Source organism: Streptomyces sp. NPDC059989 (assembly GCF_042736975.1).
GTDB lineage: Bacteria > Actinomycetota > Actinomycetes > Streptomycetales > Streptomycetaceae > Streptomyces.
This window is the reverse complement of the sequence record NZ_JBHWUO010000035.1, coordinates 57,427-78,030: the sequence shown is the minus strand read 5'-3', so window position 1 is coordinate 78,030 and position 20,604 is coordinate 57,427. Positions and strand designations below refer to the sequence as shown.

The 20,604-nt window shown below is 76.4% G+C and carries 1 protein-coding gene; it reads left to right on the top strand.

The features are described 5' to 3' along the window. Window positions 1-65: 65 nt before the first annotated feature. The gene (locus tag ACFWBN_RS27440) at window positions 66-20,603 is read left to right on the top strand and encodes a non-ribosomal peptide synthase/polyketide synthase (protein ID WP_385180255.1); all 20,538 of its coding nucleotides are present in this window, start codon (window positions 66-68) and stop codon (window positions 20,601-20,603) included. Window position 20,604: the final 1 nt, after the last annotated feature.

Sequence of the window (20,604 nt, the reverse complement as noted above, 5' to 3'; positions counted from 1 at the left end):
CGGAGCGTCGCGCCGTCCGGGCCGCGCGCCCGCTGTGGTCCGCACTGGTACACCGTTCTGGGAGCGTGAGTCGGTTGGCACTTTCCGAGGTTCGTAACGACATCTGCCTGCCCGTCACCGCCGCCCAACTCGGCGTGTGGGTGGCGCAGCGGCTCGAACCGGAGAGCCCGCTCTACCAGTGCGCCGTCCACTTCGACTCCGCCCCCCTCGACATCGAGGTGCTGCGCAGAGCCGTCGTACGGGCGGTGGCCGAGACCGACACCCTGCGGTCCCGGTTCGGCGACGACGGAGAGGTCTTCCAGGTCGTCCGGGCCGAAGTGGACGACACGGTGGACGTGGTGGACCTGCGCGCGGAAGAGGACCCGGAGGCCGCCGCGCGCGCCTGGATGGACCGCGACCTGGCGTCCGTACCGGACCTCGGCGGCGACACCCTCTTCCGGCACGCCCTGCTGATCGTCGCCGACGACCGGCACTTCCTGTACCTGCGCTACCACCACATCGTGCTGGACGGCTTCGGCCAGACCCGCTACCTGGACCGGCTCGCCCGGATCTACACCGCGCTGCTCGCGGGCGAGGAGCCGGCGCCGGCCCGCCGGCACGGGCTCGGCGAACTCGTCGCCGAGGAGAGCGCCTACCGCGAATCCGCCCACCACGAGAGCGACCTGAACTTCCTGCTGGAGCGCCTCGCCGGCGTCGAGGAGCGCCAGTCCCTCGCCGACCGCGTGGCCGGCCCGGCCCCCCGCGCCCTGCGCCTGCACGTCGACCTCTCGCAGGAGCTGACCTCCGCGCTCACCGCCGCCGGGCACTGGCCCGCCGTGATCACCGCCGCCACCGCCGTCTACCACCACCGGTTGCTGTCCGTCGAGGACGTCGTCCTGGGCGTGCCCCTGGCCGCCCGCCGCACCCCGGCCGCGCTGGCCACCCCCTCGATGCTCGCGAACGACCTGCCGCTGCGGCTGACCGTCACCCCCGACACCACCTTCGCCGAGCTGGTCGACCGGACCCGCGCCGAACTGGGCGCCATGCTGCGCGTGCAGCGCTTCCGCCGCGAGGAGCTGCACCAGGCCCGCGACCTCACCGGCACCGACGGCGGCATGTTCGGCACCGCCGTCAACGCCATGTCCTTCGACACCAAGGCCAGCTTCGGCGACGTCGTCGCCATCGCCCGCCAGCTGTCCAACGGACCCGTGGCCGACCTGGCGCTCGCCACGCACGGCAACCCCGCCGACGGCACCGTCCGACTGGAGTTCGCCGCCAACCCCGAGCTGTACTCCGAGGACGCGCTCCGCGCCCACCAGGAGCGCTTCCTGACCCTGCTCGGCTCGCTCACCGCCGACCCCGACGCCCCGGTCGCGCGGGCCGAGCTGTTCACCGAAGAGACCGCCGACCGGCTGCTGCACGGCCCCAACGACACCGCCGGCGAGGTTCCCGGCCGCCTCGTCGAACTGTTCGAGCGGCAGGCCGCGGCGACCCCCGACGCCGTCGCGCTGCGCGCCGACGAGACGCTGACCTACGCCGAGCTGGACGCCCGCGCCAACCGGCTCGCCCGCCTGCTGGCCGAGCGCGGCATCGGCCCCGAGCGGCTGGTCGGGGTGGCCCTGCCCCGTACCGCCGCCCTCGTCGTCACCCTGCTCGCCGTGCTCAAGACCGGCGGCGCCTACCTGCCGATCGACCCCGAACACCCCGCCGATCGCACGGCGATGATCCTCGAGGACGCCCGGCCCGGGCTGCTCGTCACGACCACCGGTTGGCCCGCGCCGCCCGAGGTGCCCGTGCTCCGCCTCGACACGGTCGACTGGGCCGCCGGGGACGCGAGCCCGCTCGACCGCCCCCAGAACGGCAGCTCCACCGCCTACGTCATCTACACCTCCGGCTCCACCGGCCGTCCCAAGGGCGTCATCCTGGAACGGGCCGCCATGGACAACTTCCTGGAGGCGATGGCCCGGGCCGTGCCGGTCGGCCCCGAGGACCGGCTGCTCGCCGTCACCACGGTGAGCTTCGACATCGCCGTGCTGGAGATCTTCCAGCCGCTGCTCGCCGGCGCGCGGGTGGTGCTCGCGAGCCGGGAGGAGGTGCTCGACCCCGACGCCCTGCGGGCCGTCGTCGAGCGCGAGCGGATCACCGTCGTCCAGGCCACCCCCAGCCTGTGGCAGGCGCTCGTGGAGACCCGCCCCGAGGTCTTCGCCGGGGTGCGGATCCTGACCGGCGGCGAGGCCCTGCCGCAGTCCCTGGCCGGCGTCCTGGCCGAACACGCCGCGTCCGTCACCAACATGTACGGCCCCACCGAGACCACCGTCTGGTCGATGACCGCGCCGGTGGACGGCGGACCCGTCTCGCTGGGCGCCCCCATCCTCAACACCCAGGTGTACGTGCTCGACGGCGCGCTGCGCCCGGTACCGGCCGGGTACAGCGGCGAGCTGTACATCGCCGGCGACGGCGTGGCCCGCGGCTACCGGGGCCGGCCCGGGCTGACCGCCGAGCGGTTCGTGGCCAACCCGTACGGACCGGGCCGCTTCTACCGGACCGGCGACCTGGTCCGCGTCGAGGAGGACGGCTCCCTCAGCTTCCTGTCCCGCCTGGACCACCAGGTCAAGGTGCGCGGCTTCCGCATCGAACTCGGCGACATCGAGGCCGCGCTGCTCTCCCACCCGCCGGTCGAGCGGGCCGCCGTGCTGATGCGCGAGGACCGCCCGGGCGACAAGCGGCTGGTGGCCTACGTGGTCTCCCCCGAGGGCGACTCGCCGAGCCTGCGCGCCCACCTGGCCGAAACGCTGCCCGAGTACATGGTGCCCGGGGCCGTGGTCGTCCTGGACGCGCTGCCGCTGACCCCCAACGGCAAGCTCGACCGGCGCGCCCTGCCCGCGCCCGTGCGGGTCACCCTGCCCGACGGGCGGGCCCCGCGCACCCCACTGGAGGAGCGGCTGTGCGGCTTCTACGCGGAGGTGCTCGGCCTGGACGCCGTCACCGTCGACGACGACTTCTTCACCCTCGGCGGCACCTCGCTCTCGGCCACCCGGGTCGTCGCGCGCGCCGCCCGCGAGGGGCTCACCGTGCCGATCCGCGACCTCTTCCGGATGCGCACCGTCGCCCGCCTCGCCCCCTTCTGCGGCGTCGGCGACCCGGCCGACGCGGCCGCGCCGGCGGCCCCGCTGCCCGACCCGCTGCCGGCCGCCGAGCTCGCCGCGCTGCTCGCCGACCCCGCGGTCGAGGAAGTGCTGCCGCTCACGCCGCTCCAGGAAGGGCTGGTGGTGCACAGCGCCACGGCCGGCCGCGACGGCGACGTCTACACCGTCCACGTCGGCCTCGACCTCGGCGGCGAGGTGGACGCCGACCGGCTGCGCGCCGCCCTCGACACCGTCCTCGCCCGCCACCCCGTACTGCGCTCCGGGATCGCCCACGAGGAGGTCAGCCGGCCGGTCCTCGTCGTACGCCGGCAGGTCGAGGTGCCGTGGCGCGTCCACGACCTGCGCGGACGCGCGGACGACCTCGACGCCGTGCTGCGCGCCGAGGCCCGGGCCCCCTTCGACCTCGCCGCCGCCCCGCTGCTGCGCGCCGCGCTGCTGCGCCTGGACGACGGACACCGCCTCGTGGTGACCTGCCACCACCTCGTCCTCGACGGCTGGTCGGTGCCGATCGTGCTCGGCGAGACCCTGCGCGCCTACCGCGGCGGGCCCGTGGGCCCCGAGCCCCGGCCCTACCGCGACCACCTCGGCTGGCTGGCCGGCCGCGACCACGAGGCCTCCGCCACCGCCTGGGGCGAGGCCCTGGCCGGGGTCCGACCGACCCTGATCGGCGCCCCGGAGCCCGCGTCCGCCGCCGCCGCGGGCGCCGCGGCCGCCGTGCGGATCGAACGCTCGCTGGACGCCGACACCACCCGGAGCGTGGAGCGCGCGGCCCGCGAGCTGGGCGTCACCACCAACAGCCTGGTGCAGGCCGCCTGGTCGGTCGCGCTGCGCGAGCTGACCGGCCGCGACGACGTGGTCTTCGGCATCACCGTGGCGGGCCGCCCCGCCGAGGTGCCCGGCGTGGCCGAGATGGCCGGACTCTTCGTCAACACCGTGCCGCTGCGGGCCCGGCCGGCCGCCGGCCGCACCCTGGCCGAGCTCGCCCGCGCCATCCAGGACGGCCAGGCCGACCTCCTCGCCCACCAGTACCTTCCGCTCGTCGAGATCCAGCGTGCGGCGGGGGTCGCCGGCCTCTTCGACACCCTCGTCGCCTTCCAGAACTACCCCGTGGACCGGGCCGCGATCGAGAGCGTGGCCCGCGAGAGCGGGCTCGTGGTCGGCGCCGCCGACGTCGTCGACGCGACCCACTACCCGCTCACCCTCACCGCCGTCCCCGGCGAGCGGCTGACCGCCCGACTCGCCTGCCGGCCCCACCTCTTCGACCCGGCCGCGGCCGAGGCGCTGCTGGACCGGTTCACCGCGACGCTCACCCGGCTGGCGAGCGCCCCCGGCACCCCGGTCGGCGACCTCGTGCCCGACCGCGGGCCGGTCGTCGGCGAGGACCGCCGCGACCTGCTCGAACTGCGCGGCTTCCGGTTCGACCCGGCCGAGGTCGAGGCCGTCCTGGCGGCCCAACCCGACGTGGTCCGCGCCGTCGTGACCGTACGCGAGGACACCCCGGGCGAGCGCCGTCTCGTCGGCTACGTGGTGCCCCGCCGGGGCGCCGCCGTGGAGCCGGCGGCCCTGCGGGACGCCGTGGCGGACGCGCTGGCGGACTACATGGTCCCCTCCGTGCTGGTCACCCTGGACACCCTGCCGACGGCCCCCGGCGGCGGCATCGACCGGCGGGCCCTGCCCGTCCCGGTGATCGCCGGCGCTTCCGTCCGGGGCCCGCAGACGCCGACGCAGGAACTCCTGTGCGCGCTCTGGGCCGAGGTGCTCGGCGTCGACACGGTCGGCGTCGACGAGGACTTCTTCGCCCTCGGCGGCGACAGCGTCCTCGGCTTCCGGCTGCTGGGCCGGGCCCGGAGCAGGGGTGTCTCCTTCGGCTTCCGCGACCTGTTCGAGCGGCGCACCGTCGCCGCCCTGGCCGAGGTGTGCGTGGCCCACGAGCGGCCGCAGGCCCGGGGGATCACCCTGCCCGTGTCCGCCGAGGAGGCCGGGCGACTGGCCGCCGAGCCCGGCGTCGAGGTGGTGCTGCCCCTCGCCCCCAACCAGGAGGGCCTGCTCTTCCACCACGCCTTCGACGACACCGACAACGACCCGTACACCCTCCAGGTGGTCCTCGACTTCGCCGAGCCGGTGGACGTCGAGCGCCTCGGCGGGGCCCTGGACCGGCTGCTGCGCCGGCACGAGGCGCTGCGCGCCGGCTTCCGCACCACCGAGGACCAGCGGTCGGTGCAGGTCGTGCACGAGGGGCCGACCGTCCCGGTCCGGGAGGTGACCGTCGCCGACGCCGCCGCCTTCGCCGCGCTCCTCGACGAGGACAAGGCCACCCGCTTCGACCTGACCAGCCCCCCGCTCGTGCGGGCGGCGGCCGTGCGCCGCGCGGACGGCACCGGCTCCCTGGTCCTGACGCTGCACCACATCGTGGTGGACGGCTGGTCGCTGCCGATCGTCGGCCGGGACCTCTTCGCGGAGTACGCGGCCGGCGCCGCCGACCCGGGCGCCACCCCGCCCGCCGAGGGCACGGCCCGCTACCGCGACCACCTCGCCTGGCTCGGCGGCACCGACACCGAGGCCTCGCTGGACGTGTGGCGGGCCGCGCTCGCCGAAGTGACCGAGCCCTCCCGGGTCGCCGGGGAACGCGACGACCACGTGCGGGAGCCCGTCCGCCGGGACCACGCGCTGACCCGCGAGGAGACCGCGGCCCTGGCCGCCACCGCCCGGGAGCGCGGCGTCACCGTCAACACCCTGGTGCAGGCCGCCTGGGCGATCGTGCTGCGCGGCCTGACCGGCCGCGACGAGGCCCTGTTCGGCGTCACCGTGGCGGGCCGCCCCGCCGATCTGCCCGGCGCCGACGAACTGGTCGGCCTCTTCATCAACACCGTGCCGCTGGCGGTCCGGCTCGACCCCCGCGAGAGCCTCGGCGACCTCGCCGTCCGGCTCGGCCGCGAGCAGTCCGTACTCCTGGACCACCAGCACGTCGCCCTCGGCGACATCCAGCGCGCCCTGGGCCTGGGCGAGCTCTTCGACACCTCGCTCAGCTTCGAGAACTACCCCCTGGACCGGGAGGCCATCGCCGCCTCCGCGGCCGCCGCCGGACTGGAGCTGACCGACGCCCGGGTTCGCGACGGCAGCCACTTCGCCCTCAACATCGTCGTCGAACCCGGCGAGGAGATGCTGCTGAGGGTGCGCCACCAGCCCCACCTGGTGGACGAGGAGACCGCGCGGACCGCGGCCGCGGAACTGCTCGCGACCCTGCGCGCGTTCGCCGCCGCGCCCGGCACCCCGCTCGGCCGCTCGGCCGGGGCCGGGGCCGCCGAGCGCCGCGCGGCGCTGCTGGACTGGAACCCGCCGTTCCGCGACCCGGCGGCGTCCGCCACCCTGCCCGGGCTGTTCGCCGAGCAGGTGGCCCGCACCCCGGATGCGCCTGCCGTGCTCGCCGGCGGTGAGCGGCTGACCTACCGGCAGCTCGACCGCCGCTCCAACGCCGTGGCGGCCGAGCTGATCGCCCGCGGGGCCGGCCCGGGCCGGCTGGTCGCGGTGATGCTGCCGCGCTCGGTGGACCTGCCGGTCGCACTGCTCGGCGTGCTCAAGTCCGGCGCCGCCTACGTTCCGGTGGACCCCGCCTACCCGGCGGAGCGGATCGCCGTGATCCTCGCCGACAGCGACCCGGCCCTGGTCGTCGCGGCCGACGCGGACCTGGCGCCGGCCGGCCTGGAGGTGCTGCGCCCCAGCACCGCCGAGGCCGACGCGGTCGGCCGGGCGCCCCGCCCCGAGGACGCCGCCTACGTGATCTTCACCTCCGGCTCCACCGGCCGGCCCAAGGGCGTGGTCGTGGAACACCGGGCACTCGGCGCCTACCTGAGCCGGGCCCGCGCGGCCTACCCGGACGCGGCCGGCCTCGCCCTCGCCCACACCTCGGTCTCCTTCGACCTCACCGTCACCTGCCTGCACACGCCGCTCGTCGCGGGCGGCTGCGTGCACCTGGCCGAACTCCCGGACGCGGTCGGGGCCGAGCGCCCGAGCTTCCTCAAGGGCACGCCCAGCCACCTGCGCCTGCTCGACACGCTGCCCGAGGAGATGTCCCCGTACGGGACCCTGGTGCTCGGCGGCGAGGCCCTGCGCGGCGAGATGCTCGCCGGCTGGCGGGCAGCGCACCCCGACGCGACCGTGATCAACGCGTACGGTCCGACCGAGGCCACCGTCAACGTCATGGAGTTCCGGATCGCGCCCGGCGAGCCGCTCGCCGACGGCCCGGTCCCGATCGGCCGGCCCTTCCCGTACGCCCGGGTGTACGTCCTCGACACCGGCCTGCGGCCGGTGCGGCCCGGCGCCCGCGGCGAGCTGTACCTCGCCGGCGAGGGCCTGGCCCGCGGCTACCTCGGCCTGCCCGGCCAGAGCTCCCACCGGTTCGTGGCCGACCCGTACGGCCGCCCCGGCGCCCGCATGTACCGCACCGGCGACCTGGCGCGCCAGCGCCCGGACGGCGCCGTCGAATACCTCGGCCGGATCGACGACCAGGTCAAGGTGCGCGGCTTCCGGATCGAGCTCGGCGAGGTCGAGGCGGCGGCCGAGACCGTGCCCGGGGTCCGGCGCGCCGCGGCGGCCGTCCGCGGCACCGCCGGCGAACCCCGCCTCGTCGGCTACCTGGTGGCGCCCGAGGGCGTGGACACCGCCGTCGTCGAGGCGCGGATGCGCGAGGCACTGCCGGAGTACATGGTGCCCGCCGCCTTCGTCGTGCTCGACGCGCTGCCGCTGACCCCGAACGGCAAGGTGGACCGGGCGGCCCTGCCCGAGCCCGCCCTCGCCGCCGGCACCGCGACCCGTACCGCCTCCGGCGCGCTGGAGGAGCGGGTGCTGGGGCTGTTCCGGCAGGTGCTGGGCCGCGAGGACGTGGGAGTCGAAGACGATTTCTTCGGCCTGGGTGGCGACAGCATCATGTCGATCCAGTTGGTCGGGCGGGGTCGGGTCGCGGGTCTGCGGTTCACGGCCCGGCACGTCTTCGAACACCGCACGGCGGCCCGGCTGGCCGCCGCCCTGGCGGCGGAGACCGAACCGGCCACGGCCCCCGCGGCCGAGCCGGGTCCGGACCACGCGCCGCTCCTGCCGCTGATGCGCCGCCTGGTGACGCGCGGCGGCCGGTTCGCCCAGTACCACCAGTCGGTCACCCTGACCCTGCCCCCGACCACCCGGGAGCACCTGGCGGCGGCCCTCGGAGCCGTCCTGGAGCGGCACGAGACCCTGCGGATGAGCGTCGCGGACGCGGACGGCCTCACCATCACGCCGGTGGGCCCGGCCGGACCCGCGGCCCTGGCCGACTCCCTGCTCACCCGGATCGACGCCCCCGCCGACACTTCCGACGAGGAGCTCACCGCCCTCGTCGCCGAGCACACCGGCGCCGCCCGCGACGGCCTCGACCCGACCGCCGGGCGGATGCTGCGCGCCGTCTGGTTCGACCGCGGCCCCGAGAACCCCGGCCGGCTCCTGCTCGTCGTCCACCACCTGGCCGTGGACGGGGTGTCGTGGCGGATCATCGTGCCCGACCTCGCCGAGGCCTGGGAGGCGGCCACCGCCGGCCGCAGCCCCGAACTGCCCCCGGCGGGCACCTCGTTCGCCCACTGGGCCCGCGCGTTCACCGCGCTGCCCACCGACGACGCCGACCGGTGGCGCGAGCTGCTCGCGGCGGGCGACCCGCTGATCGGGCCGCGCCTCCTCGACCCCGCCCTCGACCTGCGCGGCGACGCCGGACGGCTGACCCTGCGGCTGCCCGCCGACGTGACCGGCGCGGTGCTCGCGGCCCTGCCCGCGGCCTTCCACGCCGGCCCCGACGACGTGCTGCTGACCGCGCTCGCCGCCGCCGTCCCGTTGTGGCGCGGCGACCGGGCCGACCTGCTGGTGGACGTCGAGAGCCACGGCCGCCACGAGGACCTGGTCCCCGGCGCCGACCTCTCCCGCACCGTCGGCTGGTTCACCGTCGCCCACCCCGTCCGCCTCGACACCGGGGCGGACGGCCCCCGCGCCGTCCTCGACGGCACGGACGCCGCCGGGGACGCCCTGCGCGCCGTCAAGGAACGGCTGCGCGCCACCCCCCGTCAGGGCATCGGCCACGGCCTCGCCCGCTTCACCGACCCGCGGACCGCACCGCTCTTCGCGGAGCTGCCCGAGGCGCAGATCGGCTTCAACTACCTGGGCCGGGTGAGCCTGGCCGGCGCGCTCGCCCCCGGCTGGGAACTGGCCGCGGTCGGCGCCGACGACGCCCCCGAAGTGCCGCTCTCGCACGTCGTGGAGGTCAACGCGGCCGCCCACGAGGGCCCCGACGGCCCCGAGCTCGTCGCCACCTGGACCTGGGCCCGCGCCCTCGTCGACGACGCCGAGGCGGCCCGGCTCGCCGAGCTGTGGTTCACCGCGCTGCGCGGCCTCGCCGGCCACGGCGCCCGCCCCGGCGCCGGCGGACACACCCCGTCCGACCTGCTCGTGGAGCTGCGGCAGACGGAGATCCGCGAACTGGAGGCGGACCCGGACGTGGCGGAGCTGCTGCCGCTCGCCCCGCTCCAGGAGGGCCTGCTCTTCCACCACCAGTACGGCGACGGCGCCGACGACCCGTACGTCTCCCAGCTCCGCGTCGGATTGAACGGCCCCCTGGACCGGGCCCGGCTGCGCGCGGCCGCCGCCGAGGTGCAGCGCCGGCACCCGGCCCTGCGGGCCGCCTTCCGCCGCACCTCGCACGGCACGCCCGTACAGGTGGTCCTCGCGAACCCGCCGCTGGACCTCACCGAGGTCGACCTGCCCGACGCGTCCGCCCTGGACGCGCTGTGCGAGGCCGACCGCCGGCGCGGCTTCGACGTCACCACCCCGCCGCTGGTCCGCTGGACGGTGGCCTCGCTCGGCGAGCGCCACACCCTCGTCGTCACCGCCCACCACAGCGTCCGCGACGGCTGGTCGATGCCCGTGATGCTGCGCGAGCTGATGGCCCACTACCTGGGCGACCCGCTGCCCGAGGCCCGCCCGCACAGCGAATACCTGGCCTGGCTGGCCCGACAGGACCGCGAGAGCGCCGGCGCCGCCTGGCGCGACGCCCTGGCCGGCCTCGACGGAGGCACCCTGCTGGCCCTCGCCCCGGCCCCCGCCGGACAGGAGCCCGGCCGGCTCGACGTCACCGTCGAGGGCCTCGACACGGAGGCCGCCGCCCGCCGCATGGGCGTCACCGTCAACACCCTCGTCCAGGTCGCCTGGCTGCTCCTGGTGGCCCGCCTCACCGGCCGCGACGACGTGGTGACCGGCACCACGGTCAGCGGCCGGCCCGCGGACCTGCCCGGAGTGGCCGACATGGTCGGCCTCTTCGTCAACACCGTGCCGCTGCGGGCGACCCTGCGCGCCGGCGAGCCGGTCGCGGACCTCGCCCGCCGCCTGCAGCTGGAGCAGGCGCGCCTGGTCGAGCACCACCACCTCGGCCTGGTGGACATCCAGCGGGCCGCCGGACACGGCGAACTCTTCGACACCTCGATGGTGTTCGAGAACTACCCGCTGGACACCGAGGCGCTCAAGGCCGTCGCGCGGCGCGCCGGACTGGAGGCCGGCGCCGTGGGCCACCACTCCGTGACCCACTACGCCCTCGCCATGGAGGCGAGCCCGACCGCCGACGGCCTGCACCTGCGCCTGCACCACCGCCCCGACGTGCTCACCACCGAGCGGGTACGGGAGATCGCCGGGCTGCTGCGCCGGCTGCTGCGCGCGGTGGTCACCGAGCCCGGCACCCCGGTCGGCCGGATCTCCGCCCACGACACCGCCGCCCGGACGGCCCTGCTGGAGCTCGGCCGCGGCCCCGAGGACGCCACCGACCCCCGCTCCTGGCCCGAACTGTTCCTCGACCGGGTCCGCCGCACCCCCGACGCCCCGGCGCTGGTCTCCGGCGCGGACACCCTGACCTTCCGCGACCTGGCCGGCCGGGCCGGGGCGCTCGCCCGGATCCTGGCCGAGGCCGGCGTGGACACCGAGAAGCGGGTCGCGATCGTGCTGCCGCGCTCCACCGAGCTGGTGGTGGCCCTGCACGCGGTCGCCCTGGCGGGCGGTGCGTTCGTGCCCATCGACCCCGCCCACCCGGCCGAGCGGATCGCGCAGACCCTGGCCGACGCCGCCCCCGAACTGGTCCTGACCTCGGCGGACATCGAGCTGCCCGAGACCGGCCTGCGCCGGCTCGACACGCAGACGCTGGACCTGTCCGGCGAAGGCCCCCTGCCCGACCGGAGCTTCCGTCCCGACCAGGCCGCCTACGTGATCTACACCTCCGGCTCCACCGGCCGCCCCAAGGGCGTCGTGGTCACCCACGGCGGCATCCCCGGGCTGGCCCGGGCCCAGCGCGCCGCCTTCGACGTGGACGAGGACAGCCGCGTCCTGCAGTTCGCCTCGCCGAGCTTCGACGCGTCCGTCTCCGAGGTGGTCGTCACCCTGCTCGCCGGCGCCCGCCTGGTCCTGGCCCCCCGCGACGAGCTGCTGCCGGGCACCCCGCTGGCCCGTACCGTGGCCGCCCACGGCGTCACCCACGCCACCCTGCCACCGGCCGCCCTGCGCGAACTGGCCCCGAAGGACCTGCCGACCCTGCGCAGCCTGGCCGTCGCCGGCGAGCAGTGCCCCCCGCAGGTCGCCGAACTCTGGTCGGCCGGCCGCCGGATGGTCAACGCGTACGGGCCGACGGAGACGACGGTGTGCGCCACCATGAGCGCCCCGCTGTCCGGGCCCGGCGTCCCGCCCATCGGCGGCGCCCTGCCGGGCATGGCGGTCCGCGTCCTCGACGCCCACCTCCAGCCCGTCCCGGTGGGCGTGGTCGGCGAGCTGTACGTGGCCGGCGCCGGTCTGGCGCGCGGCTACCTGGACCGGCCCGCGCTGTCCGCCGAACGGTTCGTCGCCGACCCCTGGGGCGCGCCCGGCACCCGCCTGTACCGCACCGGCGACCTCGTCGCCTGGCGCGAGGACGGGCAGCTGGCCTACGCCGGCCGCGCCGACCGGCAGATCAAGCTGCGCGGCTTCCGCATCGAGCCGGGCGAGATCGAGGCCGCCGTCGTCGCAGCCGCCGAAGTCGCGGCGAGCGCCGTCGTCGTCCGCGAGGACCGGCCCGGCGACCGGCGCGTGGTCGCCTACGCGGTGCCCGCCCCCGGCGCCACGGTGGTGCCCGAGGCGCTGCGCGCCCGGCTGCGCGAATCCCTCCCGGACCACATGGTGCCCGCCGCCGTCGTCGTCCTCGACCGGCTGCCGGTCACCGTGAACGGCAAGCTGGACGAGGCCGCCCTGCCCGCCCCGCAGCTGGGCGCCGGCGCCGGCCGCGAGGCCGCCACACCGGTCGAGGAACTCCTCGCCGAGGTCTTCGCCGAGGTGCTGGGCGTGGACCGGGTCGGCGTGGACGACTCCTTCTTCGACCTCGGCGGCCACTCGCTGCTCGCGATGCGCCTGGTGGCCCGGGCGCGCGCCGTGCTCGGCGTGGAGCTCGGGGTCCGGGAGGTGTTCGAGACGCCCACGGTCCGCGAGCTGGCCCGGGCCGCCTCCGGCGGACCGCGCGCCGAGGCCGGCGCGCCCGGCTCCCTGCCCCGCCCGGAGCGGCTCCCGCTGTCCTACGCACAGCAGCGGCAGTGGTTCCTCGACCGCTTCGACGGACCGAACACCGCCTACCACATCCCGATGGCCCTGCGGCTGACCGGAACCCTGGACGAGGAGGCGCTCACCGCCGCCCTCGACGACCTGACGGCCCGGCACGAGAGCCTGCGCACCCTGATCGCCGAGGACGAGGAGGGCCCGTACCAGCGGATCGTGTCCGCCCGGCCGCCCGTCGAGCGGATCGAGGTCACCGCCGGCGACCTGGCCGGCGCCCTGCGCGAGGCCGTCGCCCGGCCCTTCGACCTGACGGCCGAGGTGCCGATCCGGGCCCTGCTGTTCGCGGTCGGCCCCGAGGAGCACGTGCTGCTCGTCGTGGTCCACCACATCGCCGGTGACGGCGCCTCTGTGCCGGTGCTCGCCCGCGACCTCGTCGCCGGCTACCGCGCCCGCCTGGCCGGCGCCACGCCCGAACGGCCCGGGAGCGTCCCGCAGTACGCGGACTTCGCCCTCTGGCAGCGGGCCGCCCTAGGCGAAGAGGACGACCCGGACTCCCTGCTCGGGCGCCAACTCGACCACTGGCGGACCGCGCTCGCCGGCCTGCCCGAGGAACTGGCCCTGCCCACCGACCGGCCGCGCCCGCCGGCCGGCCCGCACCGCGCCGGCCGCCACCGCTTCGAGCTGCCCGCCGACCTGCACGAGGAGCTGACACGGCTCGCCCGCGAGCTGCGGGCCACCCCGTTCATGGTGGTGCAGGCCGCACTGGCGGCCCTGCTGTCCCGGCTGGGCGCCGGCACGGACATCCCGATCGGCTCCCCGATCGCCGGCCGCTCCCACGAGGCCCTGACCGACGTGGTGGGTCTCTTCGCCAACACCCTGGTGCTGCGCACCGACCTGTCGGGCGACCCGACCTTCGCCGAGCTGGTCGGCCGGGTCCGGGAGGCCGACCTGGCCGCCTTCGCCCACCAGGACGTGCCCTTCGAGCGGCTCGTGGAGGCGCTGCGCCCGGAGCGCTCCGCCGGCCGCCACCCCCTCTTCCAGGTGGTCGTCGAATGGGGCGACGACGACAGCCGCGCCCTGGAGTCCCTGGAGGAGCTGCCCGGCCTCGCCGTCGAGCCGCTCCACCTGACCGCCGACGCCGCCAAGTTCGACCTCGTCCTGCACCTGCGCCCGCGGCGCACGGCCGGGGCCGCGCCCGCCGGGATCGCGGCGGACCTGGAGTACAGCGCCGACCTGTTCGACGCGCGGACCGTCGCGAGCCTGGGCGACCGGCTCGTCCGGCTGCTCGGCGCGGCCCTCGCCGACCCGGCCCGGCCCGTCACCGACCTGGACGTATTGGCGCCCGAGGAGCGCCGACTGCTGCTGACCGACTGGGCGCACACCCCGGCCGAGCCGCACGCGCCCGTCGCCGCCGAGGACTCCATCGTCCGGCGCTTCGAGGCCGTCGCCGCCGCCCACCCCGACGCCATCGCCGTCACCGGCGAGGACGAGGGGGCCAGGGCGAGCGCGCTGACGTACGCGGAGCTGAACGCGCGGGCCAACCGGCTCGCCGCGGTGCTGCGCGAGCGGGGAGCCGGGCCCGAGCGGTTCGTCGCCCTGGCCCTGCCCCGGGTGCCCGACCTGGCCGTGGCCGTGCTCGCGGTCCTCAAGTCCGGCGCCGGCTACCTGCCCGTGGACCCCGCCTACCCGGCCGAGCGGGTGGCCCTGCTGCTGAACGACACCCGGCCCGTCCTCACCGTCGCCACCCGGTCCACCGCGGCCGCCCTCGGCGGCGACGACACCTGGCTGGCCCTGGACGACGAGGCCGTCGAAGCCGACCTGGCCCGGCGCGACCCCGCCGACCCGGCGCCGGCCGCCGCCGCGGACCACGCCGCCTACGTCATCTACACCTCCGGTTCCACCGGCACCCCCAAGGGCGTCGTGGTCACCCACCGCAACGTGCTGCGGCTCTTCGACTCCACCGACCACTGGTTCGGCTTCGGCGCCGACGACACCTGGACCCTCTTCCACTCCTACGCCTTCGACTTCTCGGTGTGGGAGCTGTGGGGACCGCTGCTGCACGGCGGCCGGCTCGTGGTCGTCCCGCACGCGGTCACCCGGGAGCCCGCGGCCTTCCTGGAACTGCTGGAACGGGAGCGGGTCACCGTCCTGAACCAGACCCCGTCCGCCTTCAACGAACTGATCCGCGCCGACGAGGCGGTGGGCGGCGCCGCGCTCTCCCTGCGCTACGTGGTCTTCGGCGGCGAGGCCCTCGACCCGGCCCGCCTGCTGCCCTGGTACGAGCGGCACGCCGACGACAGCCCCGCCCTGGTCAACATGTACGGCATCACCGAGACCACGGTGCACGTCACCCACCGCCTGCTGACCGCCGACGAGGTGCGCGCCGGTGTCGTCGGCGCCATCGGGGTCGGCATCCCCGACCTCGGGGTCCACGTCCTGGACGAGCGGCTGCGGCCGGTCCCCCCGGGGGTCGTGGGCGAGCTGTACGTCTCCGGCGGGGGAGTGGCCCGGGGCTACGCCCACCGGCCCGGACTCTCCTCGACCCGCTTCGTCGCCGACCCGTTCGGCGCGCCGGGCGAGCGCATGTACCGGGCGGGCGACCTCGCCCGGCGCCGCACCGACGGCTCCCTGGAGTACCTGGGCCGGGCCGACGCGCAGGTGAAGGTGAGCGGGTTCCGCATCGAGCCGGGCGAGATCGAGTCGGCGCTGCTGGCCCTGCCGTCGGTGGCCCAGGCGGCCGTCGTCGTCCGCGAGGACAACCCCGACGACCCCGGAGACCGGCGCCTGGTCGCCTACGTGGTCACCGACCCGGCCGGCGGCGCGGCCGCCGACACCGGCGGCGCGCTGCGCGAGGCGGTGTCCGGAGCGCTGCCGTCCCACATGGTGCCCTCCGCCGTGGTCGTGCTCGACCGGCTGCCGCTGACCGTCAACGGCAAGCTGGACCGGGCCGCGCTGCCGGCCCCCCAGGCGCCCGCCCGCGCCGCCGGCCGCGCCCCCGCCACACCGGTCGAGGAACTCCTCGTGGACGCCTTCGCCGAGGTGCTCGGCGTGGACCGGGTCGGCGTGGACGACTCCTTCTTCGACCTCGGTGGCCACTCGCTGCTCGCCATGCGCCTGGTCGCCCGGATCCGGGCGGCGCTCGGCGTCGAGGTCGGCGTCCGCGAGCTCTTCGAGGCCCCCACCCCGGCGGCCCTGGCCCGCCGGACGGCCGGCTCCGAGGGCGCCGGCCTGCCCGCCCTGACCGCGCTGCCGCGCCCGGAGCGGATCCCGCTCTCCCACGCCCAGCAGCGGCTGTGGCTGCTGGACCGGCTCACCGGACCGGACACCACGTACAACATCCCGATCGCGCTCAGCCTGACCGGCGCCCTGGACGTGGACCGCCTGCGCGAGGCCCTCGGGGACGTGGTGCGCCGGCACGAGAGCCTGCGCACCCTGATCGACGACCGGGGCGGCAACGGGTCCGAGGCCTGGCTGCGGATCCTGCCGGACGCCCCCGTCGACCTGCCCGTCCTGCCGGTGCGCCCCGAGGACCTCGCGGAGCGGATCGACGCCGGCGCGGCCGCCGGCTTCGACCTGACGGCCGAGGTGCCCATCCGGGCCCGGCTGTTCGAGGTCGGCCCCGAGGAGCACGTGCTGCTGGTCGTGGTCCACCACATCGCGGGCGACGGCACCTCCATGCCCGTCCTGGCCCGGGACCTGGCCGCGGCCTACGCGGCCCGGCTCGGCGGCGGGGCCCCCGCGTGGGCGCCGCTGCCCGCCCAGTACGCCGACTTCGCCCTGTGGCAGCACGCCCGGCTCGGCGACAACAGCGCCGAAGACAGTGAAATGAGCCGCCAACTCGGCTTCTGGCAGGAGGCGTTGAGCGACCTGCCGGAGGAGCTGACGCTCCCGGTGGACCGGCCGCGCCCGGCGGTCGGCCCGCACCGCGCAGGCCGGCACACCTTCGCCGTCCCCCACGCGCTGTACGAGCGGGTCGGCCGGGTGGCGCGGGAGCTGCGCGCCACGCCGTTCATGGTGGTGCAGGCCGCGCTGGCGGCCCTGCTGTCCCGGCTGGGCGCCGGCACGGACATCCCGATCGGCTCCCCGGTCGCCTCCCGCACCGACGAGGCCCTGGCCGACGTGGTCGGGTTCTTCGTCAACACCCTGGTGCTGCGCGCGGACCTGTCGGGCGACCCGACCTTCGCCGAGCTGGTCGGCCGGGTCCGGGAGGCCGACCTGGCCGCCTTCGCCCACCAGGACGTGCCCTTCGAGCGGCTGGTGGAGGTGTTGCGCCCCGAGCGCTCCGCCGCCCGCCACCCCCTCTTCCAGGTGGTGCTCAGCCTGGACAGCTCCGGCGGCACGGCCCTCGCCGAGGTCGCCGCGATGCCCGGACTGACGGTGACACCCCGCCAGGTGGACCCGACGGTGGCCAAGTTCGACCTCACCGTCACCCTCACCGACCGGCTCGGGGAGGCGGGCGCCCCCGTCGACTGGACCGGCGCCGTCGAGTACAGCGCGGACATGTTCGACGCCGACACGGTGGACGGCATCGCCCGCCGCCTGGTGTCCCTCCTCGACGCGCTGACCACCCGGCCGCAGGCCCCGATCTCCGCCCACGACGTGCTCGTGGACGGGGAACGCGACCGCATCCTGGGCAGCTGGCTGGAGACCGCCGCCCCGGTGGCCCCGGCGAGCCTGCCCGAGGCCTTCGCCCGGCGGGTGGCCGAACACCCCGACGCGCCCGCCCTCGCCTGGGCCGGCACCACCCTCGGCTACGCGGAGCTGGACGCGCGGGCCAACCGGTTCGCCCACGCCCTGCTGCGCCGGGGCGTCACGCCCGAGGCGCGGATCGGCGTGCTGATGGAACGCTCGGACGCCCTCGCGGTCACCCTGCTCGCGATCGTCAAGGCGGGCGCCGCCTACGTGCCGCTCAGCCCGGCCAACCCCGACGACCGCCTCGCGTGGCTGCTCGACCAGGTCCAGGCCCCGCTGCTGGTCGTGGACGAGGCCTGCCGGGAACGCGCCGAGGGCCTCGACACCCCGGCCGCCCTGGTGCTCGCCGAGGCGGACACCGCCGGCCTGCCCGCCGTCGACCCCGCCGTCCCGGTCTCCCCGGACCGGCTGGCCTACGTGATGTTCACCTCCGGCTCCAGCGGCCTGCCCAAGGGCGTCGCCATCACCCACGGCGACATCGTCCAACTCGCCGCCGACCGCTGCTGGGACGGCGTCACCGACCGGGTGCCGCTGCACTCCCCGCACGCCTGGGACGCGTCCATCCTGGAGTTCTGGGTGCCGCTCGTACGCGGCGGACAGGTCGTCGTGGCCCCGCCCGGCGACCTGGACGTGGCGGACCTGCGGGCGCTGATCGAGGACACCGGGATCACCTCGCTGTTCCTGACGGCCGGCCTGTTCCGGGTCCTGGCCCAGGAGATCCCGGAGGCCTTCGCCTCCGTCCGCCAGGTCGCCACCGGCGGCGACGTGGTCTCCGGCGCCGCCGTCCGGCGGATCCTGGAGCACGCCCCGGAGCTGCGGGTCGTCAACGCCTACGGACCGACCGAGGTCACCGTGATGGCGCTGTCCCACCGCGTCGACCCGGCCGCCCTCGACCCCCGGTCCCACAGCGTCCCGATCGGCCGGCCCCTGGACGCCATGCGCCACTACATCCTCGACGACGCGCTGCGGCCCGTCCCGCCGGGCGTCACCGGCGAGCTGTACGCCGCGGGCTCCGGCCTGGCCCGCTGCTACTGGAACCGTCCGGACCTCACCTCGGACCGGTTCACCGCCGACCCGTTCGGACCCGCCGGCAGCCGGATGTACCGCACGGGCGACCTGGCCCGCTGGACGGCCGGGGGACTCGTCGAGTTCGCCGGACGCGCCGACGAGCAGGTCAAGCTGCGCGGCTTCCGGATCGAGCTCGGCGAGATCGAGGCGGCGCTCGCCGCCGTCCCCGGGGTCACCGCCAGTGCGGTGATCGTCCGCGAGGACCGGCCCGGGGACAAGCGCCTGGTCGCGTACACCGTGGCGGGAGCCGGCTACGACCGGGCCGCCATCGGCGCCCACCTGGGCCGCACCCTGCCCGACTACATGGTCCCGGCCGCGATCGTCGAGCTGACCGAGCTGCCGCTCACCCCGATCGGCAAACTCGACCGCAAGGCGCTGCCCGCCCCCGAGTTCGGCACCGCCGGCGGCCGCGCCGCCGAAAGCCCCGAAGAGGAGGTCCTCGTACGGCTGTTCGCCCAGACCCTCGGCCTGCCCGAAGGGTCCGTGGACGCCGACGGCGCCTTCTTCGACCTCGGCGGCGACAGCATCATGGCCATCCAACTGGTCAGCGCCGCCCGCCGGGAGGGACTGCGGATCACCGGCGCCGACGTCTTCACCCACCGGACGGTCGCCGAGCTGGCCCGGGCCGCAGCGGCGGCCGTCGAGACGGAGGCCGAGGAACCCGACGAGGCCGTCGGCGCCCTGCCCGCATGGCCGATGCTGCACTGGCTCGCCGACCGGCGGGTCCCGATGGACCGGTTCAACCAGACCACCGTCCTGCGCGCGCCCGCCGCCCTCGACCTGCCGAAGCTGCATGCCGTGGTCGGGGCGCTGCTGGAACGCCACGACAGCCTGCGGCTGCGGGTGGCCGTCGCCGACCCGGGCGACGCCACGACCTGGACCGTCGAGATCCCCGAGGCCGACGAGCTCCGCCCCAGGGACCGGGTGCGCCGGGTGGACGCCGCCGACCTCTCCGAGGCCGAGCTGACCGAAGCGGTCCGCGCCCACGGGCAGGCCGCCGTCGGCCGGCTCGCCCCCGCCGACGGGGCCGTGATCGAGATCGTCTGGTTCGACCGCGGCGAACGGCCCGGTCTGCTCCTGGTCGCCGTCAACCACCTCGCGATCGACGGGGTGTCCTGGCGGATCCTGCTGCCCGACCTCTTCGAGGCCTGGCGGGAGGTCCTGGCCGGGCGCGAACCCCGGCTCGACTCCGGCGGCACCTCGCTGCGCCGCTGGGCCGAGCGGGCCGCGGGGCGGGCCGGCGACCCGCGGACCCTGGCCGAACTCGACCACTGGACCGGCACCCTGCGGCGCGGCCGGCTCCCGCTCGGCTCCCGCGCCCTCGACCCGGCCGTCGACGTCCTCGGCTCCGCCCGCCGGCTGCGCCGCACCCTGCCGGCGGAGGCCACCGGACACCTGCTCACCACCGCCCCGGCGGTGGTCGGGGCGGGCGTGGACGACGTCCTGCTGGCCGGCCTGGCCCTGGCCGCGGCCCGGCTGCGCGGCGACGCCCACGCGCCCGTCCTGATCGACGTGGAGAGCCACGGACGCGACACCGCGGGTGCGCTGGACCTGTCCCGGACCACCGGCTGGTTCACCGCCCTGTACCCGGTGCTCCTGGACACCGCCGGCGCCGACCTCGACGAGGCCTTCGCGGCCGGCGCCGCCGCCGGCACGGTCCTCAAGAACGTCAAGGAGCAACTGCGGGCCGTGCCCTCGGAGGGCCTCGGCTACGGGCTGCTGCGCTACCTCAACCCGGAGACCGCCGCCGCCTTCGCGGGGCTCGCCGCCGCCGAGATCGGCTTCAACTACCTCGGCCGGTTCATCCCCGGCGAGACCGGCGACTGGTCGGTGGCGTCCGATGCCCCCCGCCCCGACGGCGAGGACCCGGCGACCCCGCTGGCGCACGCGATCGAGATCAACGCGTACGTCGAGGAGAGCGCGGAAGGACCCCGCCTCGGCGCGACCTGGACCTGGGCCGCCGACGTGCTCACCGAGGACGACGTACGGGCCTTCGCCGACGGCTGGTTCGAGGCGCTGTCCGCCCTGGCGGGCTACGCCCAGCGGCCCGACGCGGGCGGTCTCACCCCGCATGACGTCGGGCTTATAGAGATCACACAGAGCGAGATCGAAGAGTTCGAGGACGAACTGGCCTCGGACTGGGAGAACTGAA